Consider the following 21174-nt stretch of genomic DNA (forward strand, 5'->3'; position numbering starts at 1 on the left):
CTCGTGACCGCGCCCGAAAGTCGGTGGCGGTACCTGCGTACCCTGGTGACCGATGTCTGAGAACAAGTCGCCGCAGGCCAGGCCTGCGCAACTGGACGACCGGAACCCGTGGGTGCTCGACACCCGCGAACTCGGCCGTCACGCCGGCCTGAGCAAGGCCGTCCAACGCTCGATCCCCGTCGAGACCGCGCTCGGTGTGCCCGACGTCATCACCATCGACGCCGGTTCCACCCTCGGACTCGACCTGATGCTCGAGTCCGTCGTCGAGGGCGTGCTCGTCAGCGGCACGGCGTCCGCCGTCGCGACGGGGCACTGCTCGCGGTGCCTCGACCCGATCACCGAGGACGTCGAGGTCGACCTGACCGAGCTCTTCGCCTACCCCGGCTCCGCGACCGAGGAGACCACCGACGAGGACGAGATCCCCCGCCTGGTGGACGACCGGATCGACCTCGAGCCGACGGTCCGCGATGCGGTGGTGCTGGCGCTGCCGCTGGCCCCGCTGTGCGCCGAGGACTGCCGGGGACTGTGCATCGAATGCGGTGTCAAGTGGGCCGATCTCGAGCCCGGTCACGGGCATGAGAAGATAGACCCTCGGTGGGCCGCGCTGGTCGATCGTTTCGATGACGAAACGGGCGATGACCAGGCCGATGGCCCCGGAAAGCAAGCCTGACGAGCACCAGCTCGATCCGGAGAAGCAAGTTCGCTCGCGACCGCGGGCAGACCGTCTGAAGGAGATCTACTCGTGGCCGTCCCGAAGCGGAAGATGTCGCGATCCAACACCCGCGCGCGCCGCAGCCAGTGGAAGGCGGCTCCGGTTCAGCTGGTGCCCTGCTCCAACCGCGCCTGCAAGCAGCCGAAGCTCCAGCACATCGCGTGCCCGGCCTGCGGCCAGCACAACGGTCGCCAGGTCGTCGAGCCCGCCTGATCGGCAGCCGACGACATGGGGGGCAAATCTGCCGGTGGACCACCCGCGGACCCCGCACCACTGCTCGAAGCTCTCGGGATCACGATCGAACCCGAGCTGCTGACGCTGTCGTTGACCCACCGTTCTTATGCCTATGAGAACGGTGGGTTGCCGCCGAACGAGCGGTTGGAGTTCCTCGGGGACGCGGTGCTGGGCCTGGTCGTCACCGACCACCTCTACAACACCCATCCCGAACTTGCCGAGGGACAGCTCGCGAAGCTCCGGGCCAGCGTGGTCAACATGCACGCGCTGGCCAGGGTCGCGCGCGGTCTCGGTGAGGGCGGGCTGGGCAAGCACCTGTTGCTGGGCAAGGGCGAAGAGCTCACCGGCGGCCGGGACAAGGCGAGCATCCTCGCCGACGGGCTCGAAGCCGTCATCGGCGCCGCGTACCAGCAGCACGGCATCGACGTCGCGCGCAAGCTCGTGCACCACCTGTTCGACGACCTACTCGCCGAGGCGCCGCTGCGTGGCGCCGGCCTGGACTGGAAGACCAGCCTCCAGGAGCTGACGGCGTCGGCCGGGCTCGGCGTGCCCGAGTACAAGGTCGAGGACACCGGGCCCGATCACCGCAAGGAGTTCAGCGCCACCGTCCTCGTCGGCGGGCGCGAACTCGGCTACGGCTCGGGAACGACCAAGAAGGAAGCCGAGCAGAAGGCCGCCGAGACAGCCTGGCGCCAGCTTTCGGCCGAGCTCGACATCGAACAGCCGCCGAAGACGACCTGAGTCCTCCTCGACGGGACGGTTCGTTGACGTCCGAGCCGGTGAATCAGTAACCGCGGCACGCATCCGCCGACCGTCGGTGGATGCGTGCTTTTTGGCTCACCGGTCGTCCGGAAAGCCGGTACCTGACCGTCCTCACCGCTCACCGGGGCCGGTGGGAGAATCGACGGCATGCCCGAACTCCCCGAGGTCGAGGTGGTCCGTGCCGGGCTCGAGGCGCATGTCTCCGGCCGGACGATCACCGAGGTCGAAGTCCTCCACGCCCGCGCGATCCGCCGCCACGAACTCGGCGCCGAGGACTTCGGCGGACGGCTTTCCGGGGTGAAGATCACCGCCGCCCGACGCCGCGGCAAGTATCTGTGGCTGGAACTCTCCGACGGCCAGGCCATGCTCGCGCATCTCGGCATGAGCGGCCAGATGCTCGTCCAGCCCGATGACGCACCCGACGAGAAGCACCTTCGCGTGCGCTTCCGCTTCGCCGACAACGGGCCGGAGTTGCGCTTCGTCGACCAGCGGACCTTCGGCGGGCTCGCGCTCGCGGAGCTCACCGAGGTCGACGGGACGCCGTTGCCGGGCACCATCGCGCATATCGCCCGCGACCCGATGGATCCGCGGTTCGACCTCGACCAGGCCGTCCGCGCGCTGCGGTCGAGGCGAACCGAGCTCAAACGCGCCCTGCTCGACCAGACCCTCGTCTCCGGGATCGGCAACATCTACGCCGACGAGGCGCTCTGGCGCGCCAAGCTCCACTGGGCCCGCCCGACCGACAGGCTCACCGCGGCCCACGGCCGTGCCGTGCTCACCGCCGCCAGCGACGTCATGGCCGAGGCGCTGGTCGCCGGCGGGACGTCGTTCGACGCGCTGTACGTCAACATCAACGGCGAGTCCGGCTACTTCGACCGGTCACTCGACGCCTACGGCCAGGAAGGACTGCCCTGCGGCCGGTGCGGGACGGCCATCCGGCGCGACCCGTTCATGAACCGGTCCTCGTTCTCCTGCCCCCGGTGCCAGCCGAAGCCGCGCGCGAGGTGAAAACTGTCGTGTACGACACGGGCACCGCGTCAACTAGCATGAACGGGCACGACATGTAGGGAGTGGGATGGTGGCCGCGACCGAGCCCGGCAAGACGACGCTCGCCGAGAAGATCGACAAGCTGTTCCAGATCGTGCTGAGACCCGATCGCGAGCCGTACAGCCACGAGGAGGTCGCCAAGGCCTGCCGCGAGGCGACCGGCGAGACCTTCTCGACGACGTACCTGTGGCAGTTGCGCACGGGGCGTCGCGACAATCCGACGAAACGCCATCTCGAGGCGCTCGCGCGGTTCTTCGGCGTCTCGCCCGCGTACTTCTTCGACGACGAGCAGAGCGCCAAGATAGCCGAGGAACTCGCGCTCCTCGGCGCCCTTCGCGACGCCGGTGTCCGCGACGTCGCGCTGCGGGCCGTAACGCTTTCCCCCGACGGACTCGACACCATCAGCGACATGATCGACGCGATCGCCCGCAGGGAATCCGGACGGGGCGGCCCGAAGAAGGAGTCGTGAGTGGACCGTCGCCGTAAGGAGTTGTGGCGCCGCTGCCGGAGTCTCGCCGACGGCGTCACCCTTCCCGAACCCTTCGACGCCGGGTCCTTCGTCGCGGAGCTGGCGGCCGAACGCGGCCGTCCCATCGAATTGATGCAGGTCAGCGTTCCTTCCAGTGGCCCGTGCGGACTGCTGATGAGCACGGAACGCGCGGACTACATCCTCTATCCGACCAACACCACCGCCCTGCACCGGCGGCACATCCTGCTGCACGAGGTCGGCCACCTGGTGTGCGGGCACGTCGGCTCGGACGCCGGGGCCGACGGGATCGTGCTCGACGCCGCCGCCGGCAAGACCCTCATGCCGAACCTGTCGCCCGAACTCGTCCGCCGTGTCCTCGGCCGCACGGGTTACAGCGCCGTCGAGGAACAGGAGGCGGAGCTGCTCGCCAGTCTCCTGGCGCGCCGTGTCGCGCGGACGGCGGTGCGCGGCGCCGCGCGTCCCGACGAGAGCGATCTCGCCGGCGGGATGGCGAGGGTCGACGATCTCTTCGGTAGCCGGAAACGGCGCCTGCCGTGACCGAGACCATCGCGTACTTCTGCTGCGTGGTGGCTTTCGCGGGCTTCGGCTACAAGCTGATCCAGGCCCGCCACACCCAGCCCCTGCGGCGGATGTGGTTCCTCAGCGCCTTCGGGATGTGCATCGCGGGCGGCATCATGCTGCTCACCCCGGCGATGGAGAACGCCGTCGGGGTCGAAGAACCGATGGGCAGCCTCCTGAACCTCGCGGCCGATCTGCTCAAGATCGGCGCGATGGCCTTCGCGGTCGCGTTCGCGCGGTCGCTGAAACTGGGGGAGGGCGAGCGGATCGGCTGGCACGCGGTGCTTTCCTGGACCGTGGTGGCCGCCGAAACCGCGCTCTTCTTCCTGTCCGACAGCTACCGGGTTGGCGACCACACCGCTGCCGGGCCGGGCAGGCTCGGCTGGTTCGTCGCGTACAACGTCCTTTTCCTCGTCTACGGTCTGATCAGCCTGCTGACCTTCTCGATCGTCTTCGCCCGCTTCGCGCGCCATGCCGCCCCCGGTCCGCTTCGCATCGGGCTGTGGCTGCTCGTCGGTGGCGGGGTTTCCGCGCTGGGCTGGACTTTCTGGGACGTCGACGACATCTACATCCTCGCCACCACCGGCGCGGTCGACGCCGGTGAGGAGACGTTCTCGGCGATTTTGGCGGCGCTGAGCGTCGGGCTCGCCGGGGCGGGCGCGACACTCAGTGTGTGGGGGCCCGCGCTGGCCACGCCGTTCCGGCTGATCGGCGCGTACCGGACGTACCGCCGGATCGAGCCGTTGTGGGCCGCGCTGCGCGACGCGGTGCCCGGAATCGCGCTGGACCCCGGCCCCGGCATGCCGGGTGGCGTCGAATTCGCCTTGTACCGCAGGGTGATCGAGATCCGGGACGGCCATCTCGCGTTGCGGCCTTACTTCGATCCGGACGTGCCGGCGCTCGCGGAAGCCGAAGCACGTGAGGCGAAGATCCCCGAAGCCCGGATCGCCGCGACGATCGAGGCGGCGGCACTGGCCGCCGCGCTCGTCGCCTCCGAGGCGGGCCGCCGGTACGCCCCCGACGACGTTCCGGCGACCTACCTCGACGAGCCGGACATCGCCACCGAAGCGGCGTGGCTCGTGGAGGTCACGCGAGCCTGGCGGCGGTCCACCGTGGTCGGACGCATCCGGGACCGGGCGCGCGAAACGCTCGCGGTCTAAGCCGAAACGATCGCGGTGACGGCGGCGGCCGCCGAGACCAGCGCGAGCCAGACCGGCGGGGCGACGTCCTTGATCTGGTCGCCGGCCCGCACGTGGAAGACCGCCGCCCCGATCAGCAAGGCGACCAGGCCTGCCGCCGCGGCGATCCCGAGCGGCCGCCAGGAGAACCCGGCCACCAGGCCCGCCGCGCCCGCGAGTTCGAGCACGCCGATCCCCTGGATCCCCCGGACCGAGAAGCCGAGCCTCTCGGTCCGGGAGACCAACGCCGGCTGACGCAGGATCTTCGCCACCCCCAGCGCGGCGAAGATCGCGGCCAGCAGTACCGACAGCACCACATGGGTCACGGCCATGACGAACTCCTTGGTGTGGAAAGGTTTCAGACCGTGACGCGGCGCATCGTGGCGAATCCGCCGGCGCCCGCGACGCAGACCAGCAGGGCGAGCACCCCGGTCACGCCGCCGACGGTCAGCGTGCTGAAGAACGTGCCGAGTTTCGGCCAGGAATCGGTCCAGCTGAGCAGCAGCACCCCGCCCAGCAGCACCAGGACCTGCGCGGCGCCGAACAGGACGACACCCACCACCGCGGCGCGCCGGTAGATCAGGCCGTACCACATGCCGTAGACGAACATCAGCGTCAGGAACACGAACGACGTGAGCAGGGTCAGGTACCAGGGACCGTCGAGCAGCCAGGGCACCCGGAAGTAGTTGAGGCCGAGCCCCCAGCCCCCGGTCGCGTTCTCGATCGCCTGGAACACGACGATCCCCACCGCGTACAGCGCGGACAGCCCGGCGACCAGCAGGATCGTGCCCAGGTAGTACGACCGCCTCGACACGCCCAGCGCGAGCCCGAACGGCAGCGACTTCGTCATGCTCAGTGCGCCGCAGACGAGCATGAACACGTACAGCGTGAACAGGCCGCCGGAGTAGTTCTCGTTCGGTGTTTCGGGGAGCAGCGAGAAGATCGCGAGGTTCACCCCGAAGGCGAAGAACGTGATGCCGACCGGGAGGACGACGTACTGGAGCCGGTCCACCAGGTGGTAGCGCGCGACGTTGATCAGGGTGTTCATGCGGACGCCTCCTCTGCGGTCTGTCCGTTGGAGGTGTGCACCATCAGTTGCTGCAAGGAAAGCGGCTCGAGCTTCAAATGCAGGGCCTTCGCCTTCGCCTTCGAAGCGGCGTCGAGCGCGTCGGCGACGGTGACCGAAGCCCGCGAACCGATCTTGCGGCGATGCAGCACCCGGCGGCCGCTGACGAAGTCGTCCACCGCGAGGGCCGGGCCCGAGACCGTGACGGCCGAACCGCGTAGTTCGTCGGCCGCCGCGTCGAGGACGACGCGGCCCTTGTCGATCATCACCACGTGCTCCAGCAGATCGGCCACTTCGTCGATCAGGTGCGTGGAGAGCAGGATCGTGCGCGGATGGGCCGAGTAGTCGTCGAGCAACCGGTCGTAGAACAGCTGGCGCGCGACGGCGTCGAGGCCCGCGTACGGCTCGTCGAGCAGCGTTAGTTCCGCTCGCGCCGCGAGCCCGATCGTGATGGACAGCGCCGAGCGCATCCCTCGCGAGAGCTTCTTGATCGGGCGCTTCGTCGGCAGGTCGAAATCGCGGAGCAGCGTGTCGGCGAGTTCGGAATCCCAGTTCGGATAGAACCACGACGCGGCCGAAAGCGCGTGCCGCACCTTGAAATCCGGGAACTGCTGGTCTTCGCGGACGAGCACCAGGCGCTTCAGCACCCGCTCGTTCTCGACCGGGCTCTCGCCGAACACGCGGACCGAGCCCGCGCTGGCGAATTCCTGCGCGGTGACGATGCGCAGGAAGGTGCTCTTGCCGGCGCCGTTGCGGCCCAGCAGGCCGGTGATCTTGCCTTCTTCGATGTCGACCGAGACATCGCCGAGCGCGAGATGGTCGCCGTAGCGCCGGGTCAGGCCGGTGGTCGAAATGGTCGGCGTCATGCGGCGGGTCCTCCGTTCCGGTGTCCGTTCCCGCGGATGAGCGAGATCAGGGTTTCGTCGTCGATGCCGAGGCGCCTCGCTTCGCTGAGCATCGGGTCGAGGTACTGCTCGGCGAACCGCTGCCGCCGGTCGGTGAGCAGCTTCTGCCGCGCCCCGGCGGCGACGAACATGCCGATACCACGCCGCTTTTCGAGCAGGCCGTCGTCGGTGAGCACGTTGATCCCCTTGGCCGCCGTCGCCGGATTGATCCGGTAGAAGGCGGCGAGTTCGTTGGTTGACGGCACGCGTTCCCCCTCGGCCAGGCTTCCCTCGGCGATGTCGTCGGCGATCTGTTCGGCGATCTGCGCGAACAGGGGTGTTCCTTCGTCGAGCACGACACCTCCGTCCCCAGTCTTCGAGCACCTCGTTGGTGCGGTGGTTCATTACTGGACTAAGTAACCCATGAACCACCCGGTCGACGCAAGTCGCCTCCGCCGTGCGCACTACTGTGCAATGCGTGGTACCTTCTGTTGCGTAAGACTGGGAGGGACGCGACTGTGGAGATCAGTCAGCTACTCAAAGGCGTGCTGGACCTCGCCGTTCTCGCGGTGCTTCGCGGAGAGGACGGCTACGGCTACGACGTACTCCGAAGACTTCGTATCGCGGGGTTGCAGGAGGTGGGCGACGCGTCGGTGTACGGGACGCTCCGGCGCCTGTACAAGGCGGGCCTGCTGACGTCCTATGTGGTGCCGAGCGAGGAAGGCCCGCACCGCAAGTACTACAGCCTCAACGAGCCGGGTCGCCAGCGGCTCGAAGAGTCGGGGCAGACCTGGCGGACTTTCGCCACGACGATGAACAGCCTGTTGGGAGAGGCAGCATGAGCACGCAGAATCCGACCGCCGTGCGGGTGTATCTGGCGAGGGTCAGGAGCGCGCTCGCCGACCTGCCCGAGAGCGAAGTCGAGGAGATCCTCGAGGACGTCCGGCCGCATCTCGCCGAGATGGAGGCGGAACTCGGGGACAACCCCAAGGTCGACGCCCTGATCGAGCGGCTGGGCAGCCCGGAAAGCTACGCCGCCGAACTGCGGGCGTCCGGCGGCTACCCGCCGCGGCCGGTCGAGGCCGGCGGCAAGACCACCGTGCTGAAGGTCAAGACCGGGATCGGCGGGGCGCGGTTCGCGTTCTGGGGCCTGGTGTTCTCGATCGGGGGCTTCGCGCTGTTCGGCTTCGCCGCCGCGGTGTGGGTCCGGGTGGAACCGTTGCTGGGCCTGCTTTTCGTCGCGCCCGTGCTCGCGATCAGCGTCGCCTACGTGGTCCGGAAGGGGGTCGCCCCGATCGCGGAACTGCCCGAGGTGGTGAAGCTCCGAGAGATCGCGGCCTCGTTCCAGAAGGACCGGAACGGCAAGGGGCTCAACTACTTCCGCACGCTCAAGCCGGCGTGGTGGGTGCTGTGCGCGGCGGTGCTGGTCATCTTCGGCCTGCTGCTCGTGCTCCGCGACACCGAAGCCGTGCTGCTCCTGCCGCTGATGCTGCTGGCGGCCGTCGCGGTGGTCTGGGCGGGCCCGAAGCTGAAGGCCGACCGGCGGCTGCTGTGGCTGGCCGTGCCGATCTCGGCGTTCGTCATCGGCAGCATGCTCGGCGGTGCGGGCGCGGCGGTCGACCTGATCGCGAAGCGGTCCTACGGCGGCGGTTCCTACAACGGCCCCTATGGGCCGAGCTACAACGACAGCTACGGGAACCCGCAGCTGATGTACGGCAGCGGGGAGGTGGAGAACATCTACGCGTTCGACGCCGAGGGCAAACCGCTGACCGAGATCTACCTCTACGACGAGAACGGCCGCCCGCTCAGCACGACCCGGTACGCCTGCGAGCAGAGCACGGGTGAGAAGCGAAGGATCGGCGACGACAACCGCTATCCGCGGCCGCGGCTCGAGCGGGGAGTCCAGGACCACGACGGAAACCTCAACGGCTACAACGGTTACCGCAGCTACTGTCTGGAAAGGACGGACGTGCCGTTCAGCGCGGCGATCCCGAAGATCACCCCGGCGCCGCCTTCCACGACCGCGCAGGCTCCGCCTTCGTCCCCGGTGCCGCCGTCGAACTCCACCCAGCCGACGCGCTAGGTGGCTCCGGGTGGAGGCGGACGTCGGGGGCCGCCTCCACCCGCGTTTCGTCCTCTGGATGCGGTAGTTGGCAACGCGAACCACCGCATCCAGAGGACGAAACGCGGATGCGGGGTCGCCCCGGGCGACGTAGCCTCCGGGGCAACGCGTTGACGGAGACGAGTAGCCAAGGGACCACGCGAGCCCAGAGAGCCGCCGGTAGNCGTCCTCTGGATGCGGTAGTTGGCAACGCGAACCACCGCATCCAGAGGACGAAACGCGGATGCGGGGTCGCCCCGGGCGACGTAGCCTCCGGGGCAACGCGTTGACGGAGACGAGTAGCCAAGGGACCACGCGAGCCCAGAGAGCCGCCGGTAGCTGGGAAGGCGGCCTCGCGCCCTTCGGTGAAGACCCTCCCGAGTGCGGGGAGGAACGGCGTCCGTGCCCCATGCCCCGCCGTCCGGCCCTCGTCACGGGCCATCGAGGCCGCCGTTCCTCCGGCGGCGGCGAAAGTGCGGTGGTACCGCGAGTTCCCTTCTCGCCCGCACTCCCAAGGGGTCGCGCACATCCGTACAGGAGTTGTGATGATCTCGCGTGTCCTCGCCGCCGACCTGCCCCGGCACGTCGGCGGCCGTGTCCGCATCGCCGGCTGGGTGCACCGCCGGCGCCGTCTGAAAACCGTCACCTTCCTGGTGGTCCGGGACCGCTCCGGACTCGCCCAGGTGGTCCTCGCCGAACCTGGTGGCCCACCTGAAGAAACCGTCGTCGAGGTCGAGGGCCTCGTCACCGCGAATCCGCAGGCGCCGGGCGGGCTCGAACTCACGGAGCCGTCCGTCGGGCTGCTTTCCGAGCCCGCCGAACCACCGCCGTTCGACCTCTACCGGCCGTCGGTTCCGGCGGCGTTGCCCACGGTGCTGGACAACGCCGCCGTCGCATTGCGGCATCCGAGGCTGAAGGAGGTGTTCGCGGTCGCGGCGGCGAGCGTCGCCGGGTTCCGGTCGGCCCTGGACGGGCTTGGGTTCACGGAAATCCATACGCCCAAGATCGTTTCGTCGGCCACGGAATCCGGTGCGAACGTCTTCGGCATCGACTACTTCGGCAGGCGGGCCTTCCTCGCGCAGTCCCCGCAGTTCTACAAACAGGCGCTGGTCGGGGTTTTCGAGCGCGTGTACGAGGTCGGCCCGGTCTTCCGCGCCGAACCGCACGACACCGCGCGGCATCTCGCGCAGTACACCAGCCTCGACGCCGAACTCGGTTTCATCGACGGCCACCATGACGTCATGACGGTGCTGCGGGAGGCGATCGCGGGAATGGCGGCCGCCGTTCCGGAGGCCGGGGTCGTGGTGCCACGGGAAATCCCGGAACTCCATTTCGCCGAGGCGCAGGAGCTGATCGCGCGGACCTCCGGCGAGGACCCGCGTGGCGAACCCGACCTCGCGCCCGCGCACGAGCGGCTGCTTTCGGAATGGGCGCTGCGCGAACACGGATCGGAATTCCTGTTCGTCACCGGCTACCCGATGGTGAAGCGGCCGTTCTACACGCATCCGGACGCGGAGCGGCCCGCGTACTCCAACAGTTTCGACCTGCTTTTCCGTGGGCTGGAACTGGTGACCGGCGGACAGCGGCTGCACCGGCACGCGGACTACGTCGCCGCGCTGGCGGAGCGCGGCGAGCCCACTGAGCCGTACCGGGACTACCTGGCGGCCTTCGCGCACGGGATGCCGCCGCACGGCGGTTTCGCGCTCGGTCTCGAACGCTGGACGGCCCGCTTGCTCGGGCTGCCCAACGTCCGCCAGGCGACGCTCTTCCCGCGCGACCTGCATCGCCTGACCCCGTGAATGCCGCGAGCCGGCACCTCCCGAAGAGGTGCCGGCTCGCGTGGGGTGAGGCTCAGTGGTGGAACGCGCTCCTGGCGGCCAGGTCGGCCAGCAGGGCGCGGCCCTTCTCGGCGTTGCGCGGCTGGGCCAGGACGTCGTAACGCCGGGCGACCAGCTGGCTCTGCGAAATGAACCCGCGCTTGTTCTTCGATGCCGCGTACCCCAGCGCGCCGAACAGCAGGTTGAACCCGATACCGCCGACGAGGCCGACGAGGATCGGCACCAGCCCGGCGCCCGGGTTCAGCAGGCTCAGCACGAGCCCGAGGAACACACCGAACATCGCGCCCGACAACGCCGAGCTGGTCAGCACCTTGCTCCAGCCCATCCGCCCGGCGATCCGCTCGACCAGGACCGGCTCGACACCGACGATGGTCACGTCCGTGATCGGGAAGTCCGTTCCCGCGAGGTGGTCGACGGCACGCTGCGCTTCGGAGTACGACTCGTACGAGCCGATCGGCCACCCACTGGGCATCGTCGGGAGCTGAGCCCGCCCCTGGGGCTCGGTGAACGTGGTCTGCTGCGTGAATGCCTGTGTCATTCCTTCTCACCTCTCTTGATCCGTACAACGTCCCGGATGCGCGGATCTCCTCCCGGTGCGGCGGGATTCACAGCATCTTCTCAGCCGGGCATCGCAGACAATCCGCCCAGGGATCAACTACGGTGGGCAATGGATAACGAACTAGACCATTGGTCGAGTTGACCGAGTTCGGTCGACCCGGTAGGAAGAAGCCACAAAGGTACCGCATCGAACCTTTAGGTGAGGCTGATGGCGAACAGGCGCGGCATGCTCACGCTCGATCGGCTCCGGGAACTGGTCGAGGAAGGCGCCGTCGACACGGTGCTGGTGGCGATCACCGACATGCAGGGCAGGCTGCAGGGCAAACGCTGCGCCGCCGAATACTTCCTCAACGAGGTCGTCGAGCACGCCACCGAAGCGTGCAACTACCTGCTCGCGGTCGACGTGGACATGAACACCGTCGACGGCTACGCGATGTCGTCCTGGGAGACCGGCTACGGCGACTTCGTCATGCGCCCGGACTTCGGCACGCTGCGCCTGCTGCCGTGGCAGGAGGGCACCGCGCTCGTCCTCGCCGACCTCGAACGGGTGCAGGGCGGTGCCGTGGCCCCCTCGCCGCGCCAGATCCTGCGCGGCCAGCTCGACCGGCTCGCCGAACGCGGTCTCGCCGCCTACGTCGGGACCGAACTGGAGTTCATCGTCTTCGACGACACCTACGAGTCGGCCTGGGACAAGCGGTATCAGGGCCTCCGCCCGGCCAATCAGTACAACGTCGACTACTCGATGCTCGGCACCGCGCGGATCGAGCCGCTGCTGCGCCGTATCCGCAACGACATGGGCGGAGCGGGCCTGTACGTCGAATCCGCCAAGGGCGAGTGCAACCCCGGCCAGCACGAGATCGCGTTCCGTTACGCCGACGCGCTGACCACCTGCGACAACCACAGCGTCTACAAGACCGGCTCCAAGGAGATCGCCGCGCAGGAGGGCAAGAGCCTCACGTTCATGGCGAAGTACAACGAACGCGAGGGCAACTCGTGCCACATCCACATCAGCCTGCGCTCCGCCGCGGGTGAACCCGTCCTGGCGGGCGACGGTCCCGGCGGGTTCTCGCCGCTGATGGAGCACTTCCTCGCGGGCCAGCTCGCCGGGCTGCGTGAGCTGACCTACTTCTTCGCGCCGAACATCAACTCCTACAAGCGTTTCGTCCCCGGCAGCTTCGCACCGACGGCCGTCGCGTGGGGCACCGACAACCGCACGTGCGCGCTCCGCGTCGTCGGCCACGGGGATTCGCTGCGCACCGAGAACCGCGTCCCCGGCGGCGACGTGAACCCGTACCTCGCGGTGGCCGCGCTGATCGCGGCCGGGCTGCACGGCATCGAGAACGAGCTGGAGCTCGAACCGGAGTTCCAGGGCAACGCCTACGTTTCCGGCAAGCCGACCGTGCCGACCACCTTGCGGGAGTCCGCGGCGCTGCTGGACGGGAGCGAGCTCGCGAGGTCCGCGTTCGGGGACGAGGTCGTCGACCACTACCTGAACGCGGCGAAGATCGAATTGGCCGCGTACGACGCCGCCGTCACCGACTGGGAGAGGATTCGTGGCTTCGAGCGGCTCTGAACCCCTGATCGGGCTGACGTCCTATCTGGAGCCCGCGAAATTCCTGGTGTGGGAGACGGAAGCGGCGCTGCTCCATCGGGTCTACGTCGACGGGATCGTCGCGGCGGGCGGCATCCCGGTCCTGCTGCCGCCGGTGAGCGGGGCACACGATCGGCTGATCTCCGCCGTGGACGGGCTCGTGCTGGTCGGCGGCGCCGATGTCGACCCGGCGCGCTACGGCCAGGAGCAGCACGCGACGACGTACACGAGGCCGAACCGGGACGCCTTCGAGTTCGGCCTGCTGCGGTCCGCTTTGTCCGCCCGTAAGCCGGTGCTCGGCGTGTGCCGGGGGCTCCAGGTGCTCAGCGTCGCTCTGGGCGGCACGCTCGCGCAGCACCTGCCGGACACTTTGGACAGTGCGGATCACCAACCCGCGCCAGGGACCTTCGGCACCACTACGGTGAGGCTTGCCGAGGGCAGCCGCGTCGCGTCGATCCTCGGCGCCGAGACCAAGGTGCCGTGTTACCACCATCAGGCGATCGACAAGCTCGGCGACGGGCTGGTCCCGGTCGGCTGGGCCGCCGACGGGACCATCGAGGCGGCCGAACTGCCCGGCGACGGGTTCGTCCTCGGCGTCCAATGGCATCCCGAACAGAATCCCGACGACATCAGGCTTTTCGAGGCACTCGTGGAAGCAGCTAAGGAGCGCGCATGACGTTCGAGGTGATCAACCCCGCCACCGAAGAGGTGGTGCGGTCGGTCGAGCTGACCTCGGCCGAGGAGGCCGACGCGGCGATCGCCCGCGCGCACGCGGCGTTCCCCGCCTGGCGTGCGGTGGCCCCCGGCGACCGGGCGCGGCTGCTGCGCCGGTTCGCCGACGCCGTCGACGCCGACATCGAGAACCTCGCCCAGCTGGAGGTCGCCAACGCCGGCCACACGATCGGCAACGCGCGCTGGGAAGCGGGCAACGTCCGCGACGTGCTGACGTACTACTCCGCGTCCCCCGAACGGTTGAGCGGCAAGCAGATCCCGGTACCCGGCGGCGTGAACATGACGTTCCACGAGCCGCTCGGCGTGGTCGGGGTGATCGTGCCGTGGAACTTCCCGATGCCCATCGCGGGCTGGGGGTTCGCACCGGCGCTCGCCGCGGGGAACACCGTCGTGCTCAAACCCGCCGAGCTCACCCCGCTCACTGCGATCCGCCTCGGCGAACTCGCCCGCGAGGCGGGGATCCCCGAGGACGTCTTCCAGGTGCTTCCCGGCAAGGGATCGGTGGTGGGGCAGCGCTTCGTGGACCACCCGGCGGTGCGGAAGGTGGTGTTCACCGGCTCCACCGAGGTCGGCAAGCAGATCATGGCGGGCTGCGCCGCGCAGGTGAAGCGGGTGACGCTGGAGCTCGGCGGCAAGAACGCGAACATCGTCTTCGCCGACGCCGACCTGGACAAGGCCGCGGCCACCGCGCCGTACGGCGTCTTCGACAACGCCGGGCAGGACTGCTGCGCGCGGTCGCTGATCCTGGTGCAGTCGAGCGTGTACGAGAAGTTCATGGAGCTGCTGGAACCGGCGGTGAACGGTGTGGTCGTGGGGGATCCGCGGCTGGAAGTGACCGAGATGGGGCCGCTGATCTCGGCGGGGCACCACGCGAAGGTCTCGTCCTATGTGGACGAATCCGCGCCGGTCGCCTTCCGGGGCAACGCGCCCGTCGGCCCCGGATACTGGTTCGCGCCGACCGTCGTCACCCCACCGGACCTGCGGCATCCGCTGGCGTCCGAGGAGATCTTCGGCCCGGTCGTCGCCGTGGTCCCGTTCGACGGCGAGGCGGACGCGGTGACGATGGCCAACCAGACCGAGTACGGGCTGTCCGGCTCGATCTGGACCCGCGACGTCGGCCGCGCCTTCCGCGTCGCGCGCGGTGTCGAAGCGGGGAACCTGTCGGTCAACTCGCATTCGTCCGTCCGGTACTGGACGCCGTTCGGCGGATTCAAGCAGTCCGGGCTCGGCCGCGAACTCGGTCCCGACGCCGTCGACGCCTTCACCGAGACCAAGAACGTCTTCATCAGCACGGAGGAATAGGAAATGGTTCAGCGTTTCGAGGGCCGGGTCGCGGTCATCACCGGCGGCAGCAGCGGCATCGGCCTCGCCACCGCGCGGCGGCTGGCGAGCGAAGGCGCGAAGGTCGTCATCGGCGACATCTCCGCCGAGGCGGGCAAGGCCGCGGCCGACGAGGTCGGCGGGCTGTTCGTGCAGGCCGACGTCACCGACGCCGAGCAGGTCGAGGCTCTGTTCCAGACCACTGTGGACACTTTCGGCTCGGTCGACGTCGCGTTCAACAACGCCGGCATCTCCCCGCCCGAGGACGACTCGATCCTCACCACGGGCATCGACGCGTGGGAGAAGGTCCAGAAGGTCAACCTGACGTCGGTGTACCTGTGCTGCAAGGCGGTGCTGCCGCATATGCAGCGGCAGGGCAAGGGCTCCATCATCAACACGGCGTCGTTCGTCGCGGTGATGGGCGCGGCGACGTCGCAGATCTCCTACACCGCGTCGAAGGGCGGGGTACTGGCGATGAGCCGGGAGCTGGGCGTGCAGTTCGCGCGGGAGAACATCCGGGTGAACGCGCTGTGCCCGGGTCCGGTGAACACGCCGCTGCTGAAGGAACTGTTCGCGAAGGACCCAGAGCGGGCGGCGCGGCGGCTGGTGCACGTGCCGGTCGGGCGGTTCGCGGAGCCGGAGGAGATCGCGGCGGCCGTCGCGTTCCTGGCGAGCGACGACGCCTCGTTCATCACGGCTTCGCAGTTCCTGGTGGACGGCGGTATCTCGGGCGCCTACGTCACCCCGCTCTGATCGCCCGCGTTTAGTCCTCTGAATGCGGTGCTCCCCGGCTGCTCTGTCCGTGAAGGCCTCCTTCCCTACTCTCAAGGTAGGGAAGGAGGCCTTCACGGACTCGGAGCCTGCCCCGGCGCGTTTAGTCCTCTAAATGCGCGGCGTCACTCGTCCCGGTGGCTGGGATGGCGGGCCGCTGACCTGCGCTGTAGTCCTGACAACGCGTAGCCAGCATCCAGGACCACCAGGAGGCCCAGCATGACCCGGCAGATGAGCACCGCCATGCGTGACTGCATCGACCTGTGCAACGAGTGCCACGCCAGGTGCGAAGAGATGATGACGCGCTGCATGGAGGTGGGCGGCGCGAAGCTCGGCATGATGATGGTGACCTGCGCGGACATGTCCCGCATGTGCGCCGACATGATGATGCGCTGCTCCGCCATGGTCGCCGACCTCGAGATGATGCGCATGTGCGCGAAGATGTGCGGCCTCGCCTCCCAGATGATGCGCATGTGCGCCGACGAGTGCGCCAAGACCGGTGACGCCGAGCTCGCCGACGCGGCCGACATGATGACGCGGTGCGCCGAACTCTGCGGCACCATCACCGCCGAGATGATGATGGAGAACGCGTAACTCGCGTGCTCAGAGCCGTCACTCGCGTGATTGAAGGCGTAACTCACGAGTTACGCCTCCGATCACGCGAGTTACGGCTCCAAGCACGCAAGTGACGTGCTCGGCTGGAAGTAGACGCGCGCTGAACACGCCAGGTACGGTGTGCGCACAACTTCAGACAGGGCCGTCGAGCTGGAGCGGGAGAGCCCCCACGAACGTGGTGGGGCACCGAAGGAGCAAACTCCCCGGAATCTCTCAGGTACCCACTACCGCTTCACGCGAGGCCACTCTGGAAAGCAGGCGCGCAAGTGCGTCTCACCCAAGGTGAAAGCCACCCCGTTCACGGGTGGTGAAACTCTCAGGTGCCATGACAGAGGGGGAGTTCCCAGCGCACCGGTCTATCCGGCGCCTGACCCAAGGAGCTCCCTTGACCAGTACGTCCTTCGACGACCGGCACATCGGCCCCTCGGAGTCCGAGCAGGCCAAGATGCTCGCCGAGGTCGGCTACGGCAGTCTCGATGCCCTGGTGCAGGCCGCCGTGCCGTCCGCGATCCGGGTCACTCGCGACCTCGAACTTCCCCCCGCCGCGTCCGAAGAGGACGCCATCGCCGAGCTTCGCGCGCTCGCCGCGCTCAACAAGCCGATGACCCAGATGATCGGCCTCGGCTTCCACGACACGGTCACCCCGGCGGTCATCCGCCGCAACGTGCTGGAGAACCCGGCCTGGTACACGGCGTACACGCCGTATCAGCCGGAGATCTCGCAGGGCCGTCTCGAAGCCCTCCTCAACTTCCAGACCATGGTCTCCGAGCTGGCCGGTCTCGCCACCGCGAACGCCTCCCTGCTCGACGAGTCCACCGCCGTCGCCGAGGCCGTCATGCTGATGCGCCGCGCGTCGAAGGCGAAGTCGAACAAGGTCGTCCTCGACGCCGAGTGCCTGCCGCAGACCATCGCCGTCGTCCGCACCCGCGCCGAGGCGATGGGCGTCGAGGTCGAGGTCCGTGACCTGCTCACCGGCCTGCCGGAGGAGTTCTTCGGTGTCGTCGTCCAGTACCCGGGCGCTTCCGGTGTGCTGCGCGGCGCGGGCTTCTACTCCGCCATCTCCGAGACCGCGAAGGCCGCCGGCGCGCTGTACACCGTCGCCGCCGACCTGCTCGCCCTCACGCTGATCACCGCGCCGGGTGAGTTCGGCGCCGACATCGCCGCCGGTTCCACCCAGCGCTTCGGCGTCCCGCTCGGTTACGGCGGCCCGCACGCCGGGTACATGGCCGTCCGCGCCGGGCTCGAGCGCTCGCTGCCGGGCCGCCTGGTCGGGGTCTCGGTCGACGCCGACGGCAACCCCGCGTACCGCCTGGCCCTGCAGACGCGTGAGCAGCACATCCGCCGCGAGAAGGCGACCTCCAACATCTGCACCGCGCAGGTCCTGCCCGCCGTGCTCGCCGCGATGTACGCGGTCTACCACGGTCCGGACGGCCTCAAGCGCATCGCGACCCGCGTCCACGGGCTCGCCGCCGGCCTGGCGGACGCCCTCCGCACGGCAGGCGTGGAGGTCGTCCACGAGGGCTTCTTCGACACCGTCCTCGCCCGCATGCCCGGGCAGGCCGAAGCGGTCGTCGCGGTCGCGCGCGAGAACGGGATCAACCTCGGCCCGGTCGACGCCGACCACGTCCGCGTCGCCGTCGACGAGGTCACCACGCCCGCGATCATCGCCAAGGTGCTCAACGCGTTCGGTATCGACACCCCCGCCGCCGACGCCAGCGCGCTGCCCGCCGGCCTCGGCCGCGAGAGCGACTACCTGACCCACGAGGTCTTCCACTCCCACCGCTCCGAGACCGCGATGCTGCGCTACCTGCGCAGCCTGTCCGACCTGGACTACGCGCTCGACCGCGGCATGATCCCGCTCGGCTCCTGCACGATGAAGCTCAACGCCACCACCGAGATGGAGCCGATCAGCTGGCGCGAGTTCGCGGGCATCCACCCGTTCGCCCCCGCCGACCAGGCCGAGGGCTACCACACCCTGGTCGAGCAGCTGTCGAGCTGGCTGGCCGAGGTCACCGGCTACGACAAGGTGTCGCTGCAGCCGAACGCGGGCAGCCAGGGCGAGCTCGCCGGCCTGCTCGCGATCCGCGCGTACCACCACGCGAACGGGCAGGCCGAACGCGAGGTCTGCCTGATCCCGTCGTCCGCCCACGGCACGAACGCCGCCTCCGCGGTCATGGCCGGGATGCGCGTCGTCGTGGTGAAGTGCACCGCCGAGGGCAACGTCGACCTCGAAGACCTGCGCGCCAAGGTCGAGGCCAACCGCGACACGCTGTCCGCGATCATGGTCACGTACCCGTCCACGCACGGCGTGTACGAGCACGGCATCGACGAGCTGGCCAAGATCGTCCACGACGCGGGCGGCCAGGTCTACGTCGACGGCGCGAACCTCAACGCGCTGCTCGGGCTCGCCAAGCCGGGTGAGTTCGGCGGCGACGTCTCGCACCTGAACCTGCACAAGACCTTCTGCATCCCGCACGGTGGCGGCGGCCCCGGCGTCGGCCCGGTCGCGGTCCGCGCGCACCTCGCGCCGTACCTGCCCAACCACCCGATGCTGGAGAAGGCCGGTCCCGAAACCGGTGTCGGCCCGATCAGCGCCGCCCCGTACGGCTCGGCGTCGATCCTGCCGATCTCCTGGGCGTACGTCCGCATGATGGGCGCGGGCGGGCTCACCGCCGCGACGCAGGTCGCCGTCCTCGCGGCGAACTACGTGGCCAAGCGGCTCAACCAGCACTACCCGGTGCTCTACACCGGCCAGGACGGCCTGGTCGCGCACGAGTGCATCCTCGACCTGCGCGGGCTCACCAAGGAGACCGGCGTCAGCGTCGACGACGTGGCGAAGCGCCTGATCGACTACGGCTTCCACGCCCCGACCATGTCGTTCCCGGTCGCGGGCACGCTGATGGTCGAGCCGACCGAGTCCGAGGACCTCGGCGAGATCGACCGCTTCATCGCGGCGATGATCGCCATCCGCGCGGAGATCGACGCCGTCGCGCAGGGCAAGTGGGCCGCGGACAACAGCCCGCTGCGCAACGCCCCGCACACCGCCGAAACCCTGGTCGGCGAGTGGGACCTGCCGTACGGCCGCGAACTGGCGGTGTACCCCGCCGGGGTGAACCGCAAGTCCAAGTACTGGCCCCCGGTGCGCCGCATCGACGGAGCGCGCGGGGACCGTAACCTCGTCTGCTCCTGCCCGCCGCTCAACGCCTACGAGAACTGAGGCACTTGATGTCGAAAGAGACGTCCCTGCACGGAGTCCACAAAGGACTGGGTGCGCTGTTCACCGATTTCGCGGGCTGGTCGATGCCGATCCGCTATTCCAGCGAGCTGGCGGAGCACAAGGCGGTCCGCGAGGCCGCGGGCCTGTTCGACCTCTCGCACATGGCCGAGATCGAGGTGACCGGCCCGCAGGCCGCCGACACCCTCGACTTCGCGCTGGTCGGCAACCTGTCGGGCGTCAAGCCGGGCCGGGCGCGCTACACGATGATCTGCGACGAGAACGGCGGCGTGCTGGACGACCTGGTCGTCTACCGCCTCGCCGACGAGAAGTTCCTGGTCGTTGCCAACGCCGGCAACGCCGACGTGGTCGCGGCGGCGCTGGCCGAGCGGGTCTCCGGGTTCGACGCGGTCGTCGAGAACAAGTCCGAGGACGTCGCGCTGATCGCCGTCCAGGGCCCGAAGGCCGTCGAGATCGTCGGCGCCGTCACCGACGCCGACCTGGGCGCGCTCAAGTACTACGCGAGCGTCCCGGCCGTCGTGAAGGGTCACGACGTCCTGCTCGCCCGCACCGGCTACACCGGCGAGGACGGCTTCGAGCTGTACGTCCCGGCCGGTGAGGCTCCCGCCGTCTGGCGCATCCTGACCGACGCCGGCGAGCCGCACGGCCTGCTCCCGGCCGGTCTCGCCTGCCGCGACACGCTGCGTCTCGAAGCCGGAATGCCGTTGTACGGCAACGAACTCAGCCTCCAGCTGAGCCCGTTCGAAGCCGGTCTCGGCCGCGTGGTCAAGTTCGAGAAGCCGGGCGACTTCGTCGGCAAGGCCGCGCTCGAAGAGCTGTCCAAGAAGGACGTTCCCCGCGTGCGTGTCGGGCTCAAGGGCTCCGGCCGCCGCGCGCCGCGTCACGGCTACACCGTCCTGGCGGGTGACACCGAGATCGGTGAGGTCACCAGTGGTGCCCTTTCGCCGACGCTGGGTTACCCGATCGCCATGGCCTACGTGGACCGGGAGCACTCCGAGCCCGGCACCGAGCTTTCCGTCGACATCCGGGGCCGTATCGAGCCCGTCGAGGTCGTCGCCCTGCCCTTCTACTCCCGCGCCTGAAAGGCCCTTTTTCGATCATGAGCATCCCCCAGGACCTGAAGTACACGAAGGAACACGAGTGGCTGAACGTCGCGGACGGCGTCGCCACCGTGGGCATCACCGCCTTCGCCGCCGAGTCGCTCGGTGACATCGTGTTCGTCCAGCTCCCCTCGGTCGGCGACACCGTCACCGCGGGTGAGGTGTTCGGTGAGGTCGAGTCGACCAAATCGGTCAGCGAGCTGTACGCACCCGTGGACGGCGAGGTCGTCGAGGTGAACGAGGCCACAACGGACACCCCCGAGCTCATCAACTCGGACCCGTACGCCGAAGGATGGCTCCTGAAGGTGCGTCTGTCCGGCGACGTGCCCGCCCTGCTCGACGCCCAGGCGTACGCCGTCTTGACCCAGGAGAACTGAGACTC

The 21174-nt window shown here is 69.0% G+C and carries 23 protein-coding genes and 1 riboswitch; of the genes, 18 read left to right on the forward strand and 5 right to left on the reverse strand.

Going from position 1 to position 21174, the window contains the following annotated elements:
- The first annotated feature begins 52 nt into the window (after nucleotides 1–52).
- The 7 genes from ACXIZN_RS01415 (at nucleotide 53) to ACXIZN_RS01445 (ending at nucleotide 4963) form a co-directional block, all read left to right on the forward strand.
- Nucleotides 53–670 (forward strand): YceD family protein, encoded by a 618-nt coding sequence (locus ACXIZN_RS01415; protein ID WP_457952048.1) that lies wholly within the window; start codon nucleotides 53–55, stop codon nucleotides 668–670.
- A 72-nt stretch (nucleotides 671–742) separates the two neighbouring features.
- Nucleotides 743–925 (forward strand): 50S ribosomal protein L32, encoded by a 183-nt coding sequence (rpmF, locus tag ACXIZN_RS01420; protein ID WP_005160412.1) that lies wholly within the window; start codon nucleotides 743–745, stop codon nucleotides 923–925.
- Nucleotides 926–940: 15 nt separating this feature from the next.
- Nucleotides 941–1687, forward strand: coding sequence for a ribonuclease III (rnc, locus tag ACXIZN_RS01425; RefSeq protein ID WP_185927140.1), 747 nt, complete (start codon nucleotides 941–943; stop codon nucleotides 1685–1687).
- A 168-nt stretch (nucleotides 1688–1855) separates the two neighbouring features.
- Nucleotides 1856–2716 carry a bifunctional DNA-formamidopyrimidine glycosylase/DNA-(apurinic or apyrimidinic site) lyase gene (gene mutM / locus ACXIZN_RS01430; protein ID WP_457952050.1) on the forward strand — a complete coding sequence of 287 codons (861 nt, stop codon included), beginning with the start codon at nucleotides 1856–1858 and terminating at the stop codon, nucleotides 2714–2716.
- 67 nt (nucleotides 2717–2783) lie between these two features.
- A complete protein-coding gene (locus tag ACXIZN_RS01435) occupies nucleotides 2784–3224 on the forward strand; it encodes a helix-turn-helix domain-containing protein (protein WP_257485079.1) in 441 nt (146 codons plus the stop codon).
- Entirely contained in the window at nucleotides 3225–3782 is a 558-nt protein-coding gene (locus tag ACXIZN_RS01440; RefSeq protein ID WP_457952052.1) for a hypothetical protein, read from the forward strand.
- Nucleotides 3779–4963 (forward strand): MAB_1171c family putative transporter, encoded by a 1185-nt coding sequence (locus ACXIZN_RS01445; protein WP_457952054.1) that lies wholly within the window; start codon nucleotides 3779–3781, stop codon nucleotides 4961–4963. The genes ACXIZN_RS01440 and ACXIZN_RS01445 overlap by 4 nt, the downstream gene beginning before the upstream one ends.
- On the opposite strand, the gene ACXIZN_RS01450 is transcribed toward ACXIZN_RS01445, so the two are convergent.
- The 4 genes from ACXIZN_RS01450 to ACXIZN_RS01465 are packed head-to-tail and all read right to left on the reverse strand — an operon-like array spanning nucleotide 4960 to nucleotide 7287.
- Complete coding sequence (locus ACXIZN_RS01450) at nucleotides 4960–5313, reverse strand: DoxX family protein (protein WP_457952056.1); 354 nt, start codon at nucleotides 5311–5313, stop codon at nucleotides 4960–4962. The two genes, ACXIZN_RS01445 and ACXIZN_RS01450, sit on opposite strands and share 4 nt — an antisense overlap.
- A 26-nt stretch (nucleotides 5314–5339) precedes the next feature.
- Entirely contained in the window at nucleotides 5340–6029 is a 690-nt protein-coding gene (locus tag ACXIZN_RS01455) for a hypothetical protein (RefSeq protein ID WP_034323465.1), read from the reverse strand.
- Nucleotides 6026–6913: an ABC transporter ATP-binding protein gene (locus ACXIZN_RS01460; protein WP_457952065.1), complete on the reverse strand. Its 888-nt coding sequence runs from the start codon at nucleotides 6911–6913 to the stop codon at nucleotides 6026–6028. Before ACXIZN_RS01460 ends, ACXIZN_RS01455 begins: the two co-directional genes overlap by 4 nt.
- A complete protein-coding gene (locus tag ACXIZN_RS01465; RefSeq protein ID WP_457952067.1) occupies nucleotides 6910–7287 on the reverse strand; it encodes a GntR family transcriptional regulator in 378 nt (125 codons plus the stop codon). The genes ACXIZN_RS01460 and ACXIZN_RS01465 overlap by 4 nt, the downstream gene beginning before the upstream one ends.
- 162 nt (nucleotides 7288–7449) lie before the next feature.
- On the opposite strand from ACXIZN_RS01465, the gene ACXIZN_RS01470 reads away from it, so the two are divergent.
- The 3 genes from ACXIZN_RS01470 to aspS all read left to right on the forward strand — a co-directional run bounded on the left by ACXIZN_RS01470 (nucleotide 7450) and on the right by aspS (nucleotide 10831).
- Nucleotides 7450–7773 carry a PadR family transcriptional regulator gene (locus ACXIZN_RS01470; RefSeq protein ID WP_034323457.1) on the forward strand — a complete coding sequence of 108 codons (324 nt, stop codon included), beginning with the start codon at nucleotides 7450–7452 and terminating at the stop codon, nucleotides 7771–7773.
- Nucleotides 7770–9014, forward strand: coding sequence for a DUF1700 domain-containing protein (locus tag ACXIZN_RS01475; RefSeq protein ID WP_457952069.1), 1245 nt, complete (start codon nucleotides 7770–7772; stop codon nucleotides 9012–9014). The genes ACXIZN_RS01470 and ACXIZN_RS01475 overlap by 4 nt, the downstream gene beginning before the upstream one ends.
- A 563-nt stretch (nucleotides 9015–9577) precedes the next feature.
- Nucleotides 9578–10831: an aspartate--tRNA(Asn) ligase gene (aspS, locus tag ACXIZN_RS01480; RefSeq protein WP_457952070.1), complete on the forward strand. Its 1254-nt coding sequence runs from the start codon at nucleotides 9578–9580 to the stop codon at nucleotides 10829–10831.
- A gap of 52 nt (nucleotides 10832–10883) precedes the next feature.
- Here aspS and ACXIZN_RS01485 read toward each other — a convergent pair whose 3' ends face one another.
- Nucleotides 10884–11408: a general stress protein gene (locus ACXIZN_RS01485; RefSeq protein ID WP_457952072.1), complete on the reverse strand. Its 525-nt coding sequence runs from the start codon at nucleotides 11406–11408 to the stop codon at nucleotides 10884–10886.
- 228 nt (nucleotides 11409–11636) lie between these two features.
- Between ACXIZN_RS01485 and ACXIZN_RS01490 the strand changes: the two genes are divergently transcribed.
- From ACXIZN_RS01490 to gcvH, 8 genes are all read left to right on the forward strand, one after another.
- Nucleotides 11637–13001, forward strand: a complete 1365-nt coding sequence (locus ACXIZN_RS01490) for a glutamine synthetase family protein (protein WP_457952074.1) — start codon at nucleotides 11637–11639, stop codon at nucleotides 12999–13001.
- Nucleotides 12982–13695 carry a gamma-glutamyl-gamma-aminobutyrate hydrolase family protein gene (locus ACXIZN_RS01495; protein WP_457952076.1) on the forward strand — a complete coding sequence of 238 codons (714 nt, stop codon included), beginning with the start codon at nucleotides 12982–12984 and terminating at the stop codon, nucleotides 13693–13695. The genes ACXIZN_RS01490 and ACXIZN_RS01495 overlap by 20 nt, the downstream gene beginning before the upstream one ends.
- The gene (locus ACXIZN_RS01500) at nucleotides 13692–15053 is read left to right on the forward strand and encodes an aldehyde dehydrogenase family protein (RefSeq protein WP_457952078.1); all 1362 of its coding nucleotides are present in this window, start codon (nucleotides 13692–13694) and stop codon (nucleotides 15051–15053) included. The genes ACXIZN_RS01495 and ACXIZN_RS01500 overlap by 4 nt, the downstream gene beginning before the upstream one ends.
- Before the next feature lie 3 nt (nucleotides 15054–15056).
- Nucleotides 15057–15824, forward strand: coding sequence for a 3-oxoacyl-ACP reductase (locus ACXIZN_RS01505; RefSeq protein ID WP_125786634.1), 768 nt, complete (start codon nucleotides 15057–15059; stop codon nucleotides 15822–15824).
- A 237-nt stretch (nucleotides 15825–16061) separates the two neighbouring features.
- Nucleotides 16062–16436 (forward strand): hypothetical protein, encoded by a 375-nt coding sequence (locus ACXIZN_RS01510; protein WP_457952080.1) that lies wholly within the window; start codon nucleotides 16062–16064, stop codon nucleotides 16434–16436.
- A 167-nt stretch (nucleotides 16437–16603) separates the two neighbouring features.
- Nucleotides 16604–16697: riboswitch (glycine riboswitch) on the forward strand.
- 145 nt (nucleotides 16698–16842) lie between these two features.
- Complete coding sequence (gene gcvP / locus ACXIZN_RS01515) at nucleotides 16843–19674, forward strand: aminomethyl-transferring glycine dehydrogenase (protein ID WP_457952082.1); 2832 nt, start codon at nucleotides 16843–16845, stop codon at nucleotides 19672–19674.
- An 8-nt stretch (nucleotides 19675–19682) separates the two neighbouring features.
- A complete protein-coding gene (gene gcvT / locus ACXIZN_RS01520; protein WP_457952084.1) occupies nucleotides 19683–20774 on the forward strand; it encodes a glycine cleavage system aminomethyltransferase GcvT in 1092 nt (363 codons plus the stop codon).
- 17 nt (nucleotides 20775–20791) lie between these two features.
- A complete protein-coding gene (gcvH, locus tag ACXIZN_RS01525; RefSeq protein WP_016336369.1) occupies nucleotides 20792–21169 on the forward strand; it encodes a glycine cleavage system protein GcvH in 378 nt (125 codons plus the stop codon).
- The last annotated feature ends 5 nt before the right edge of the window (nucleotides 21170–21174 follow it).

The sequence above is a fragment of the Amycolatopsis sp. TRM77291 genome (assembly GCF_054166285.1).

Excerpts from the sequence above, each read along its gene's own strand:
- mutM (WP_457952050.1), top strand. The coding sequence starts at position 1,856 with ATGCCCGAACTCCCCGAGGTCGAGGTGGTCCGTGCCGGGCTCGAGGCG.
- ACXIZN_RS01460 (WP_457952065.1), bottom strand. The coding sequence starts at position 6,913 with ATGACGCCGACCATTTCGACCACCGGCCTGACCCGGCGCTACGGCGAC.
- ACXIZN_RS01485 (WP_457952072.1), bottom strand. The coding sequence starts at position 11,408 with ATGACACAGGCATTCACGCAGCAGACCACGTTCACCGAGCCCCAGGGG.
- ACXIZN_RS01505 (WP_125786634.1), top strand. The coding sequence starts at position 15,057 with ATGGTTCAGCGTTTCGAGGGCCGGGTCGCGGTCATCACCGGCGGCAGC.
- gcvH (WP_016336369.1), top strand. The coding sequence starts at position 20,792 with ATGAGCATCCCCCAGGACCTGAAGTACACGAAGGAACACGAGTGGCTG.
- ACXIZN_RS01435 (WP_257485079.1), top strand. The coding sequence starts at position 2,784 with ATGGTGGCCGCGACCGAGCCCGGCAAGACGACGCTCGCCGAGAAGATC.
- ACXIZN_RS01510 (WP_457952080.1), top strand. The coding sequence starts at position 16,062 with ATGACCCGGCAGATGAGCACCGCCATGCGTGACTGCATCGACCTGTGC.
- ACXIZN_RS01455 (WP_034323465.1), bottom strand. The coding sequence starts at position 6,029 with ATGAACACCCTGATCAACGTCGCGCGCTACCACCTGGTGGACCGGCTC.
- aspS (WP_457952070.1), top strand. The coding sequence starts at position 9,578 with ATGATCTCGCGTGTCCTCGCCGCCGACCTGCCCCGGCACGTCGGCGGC.
- ACXIZN_RS01475 (WP_457952069.1), top strand. The coding sequence starts at position 7,770 with ATGAGCACGCAGAATCCGACCGCCGTGCGGGTGTATCTGGCGAGGGTC.
- ACXIZN_RS01415 (WP_457952048.1), top strand. The coding sequence starts at position 53 with ATGTCTGAGAACAAGTCGCCGCAGGCCAGGCCTGCGCAACTGGACGAC.
- ACXIZN_RS01450 (WP_457952056.1), bottom strand. The coding sequence starts at position 5,313 with ATGGCCGTGACCCATGTGGTGCTGTCGGTACTGCTGGCCGCGATCTTC.
- gcvT (WP_457952084.1), top strand. The coding sequence starts at position 19,683 with ATGTCGAAAGAGACGTCCCTGCACGGAGTCCACAAAGGACTGGGTGCG.
- rnc (WP_185927140.1), top strand. The coding sequence starts at position 941 with ATGGGGGGCAAATCTGCCGGTGGACCACCCGCGGACCCCGCACCACTG.
- ACXIZN_RS01490 (WP_457952074.1), top strand. The coding sequence starts at position 11,637 with ATGGCGAACAGGCGCGGCATGCTCACGCTCGATCGGCTCCGGGAACTG.
- ACXIZN_RS01500 (WP_457952078.1), top strand. The coding sequence starts at position 13,692 with ATGACGTTCGAGGTGATCAACCCCGCCACCGAAGAGGTGGTGCGGTCG.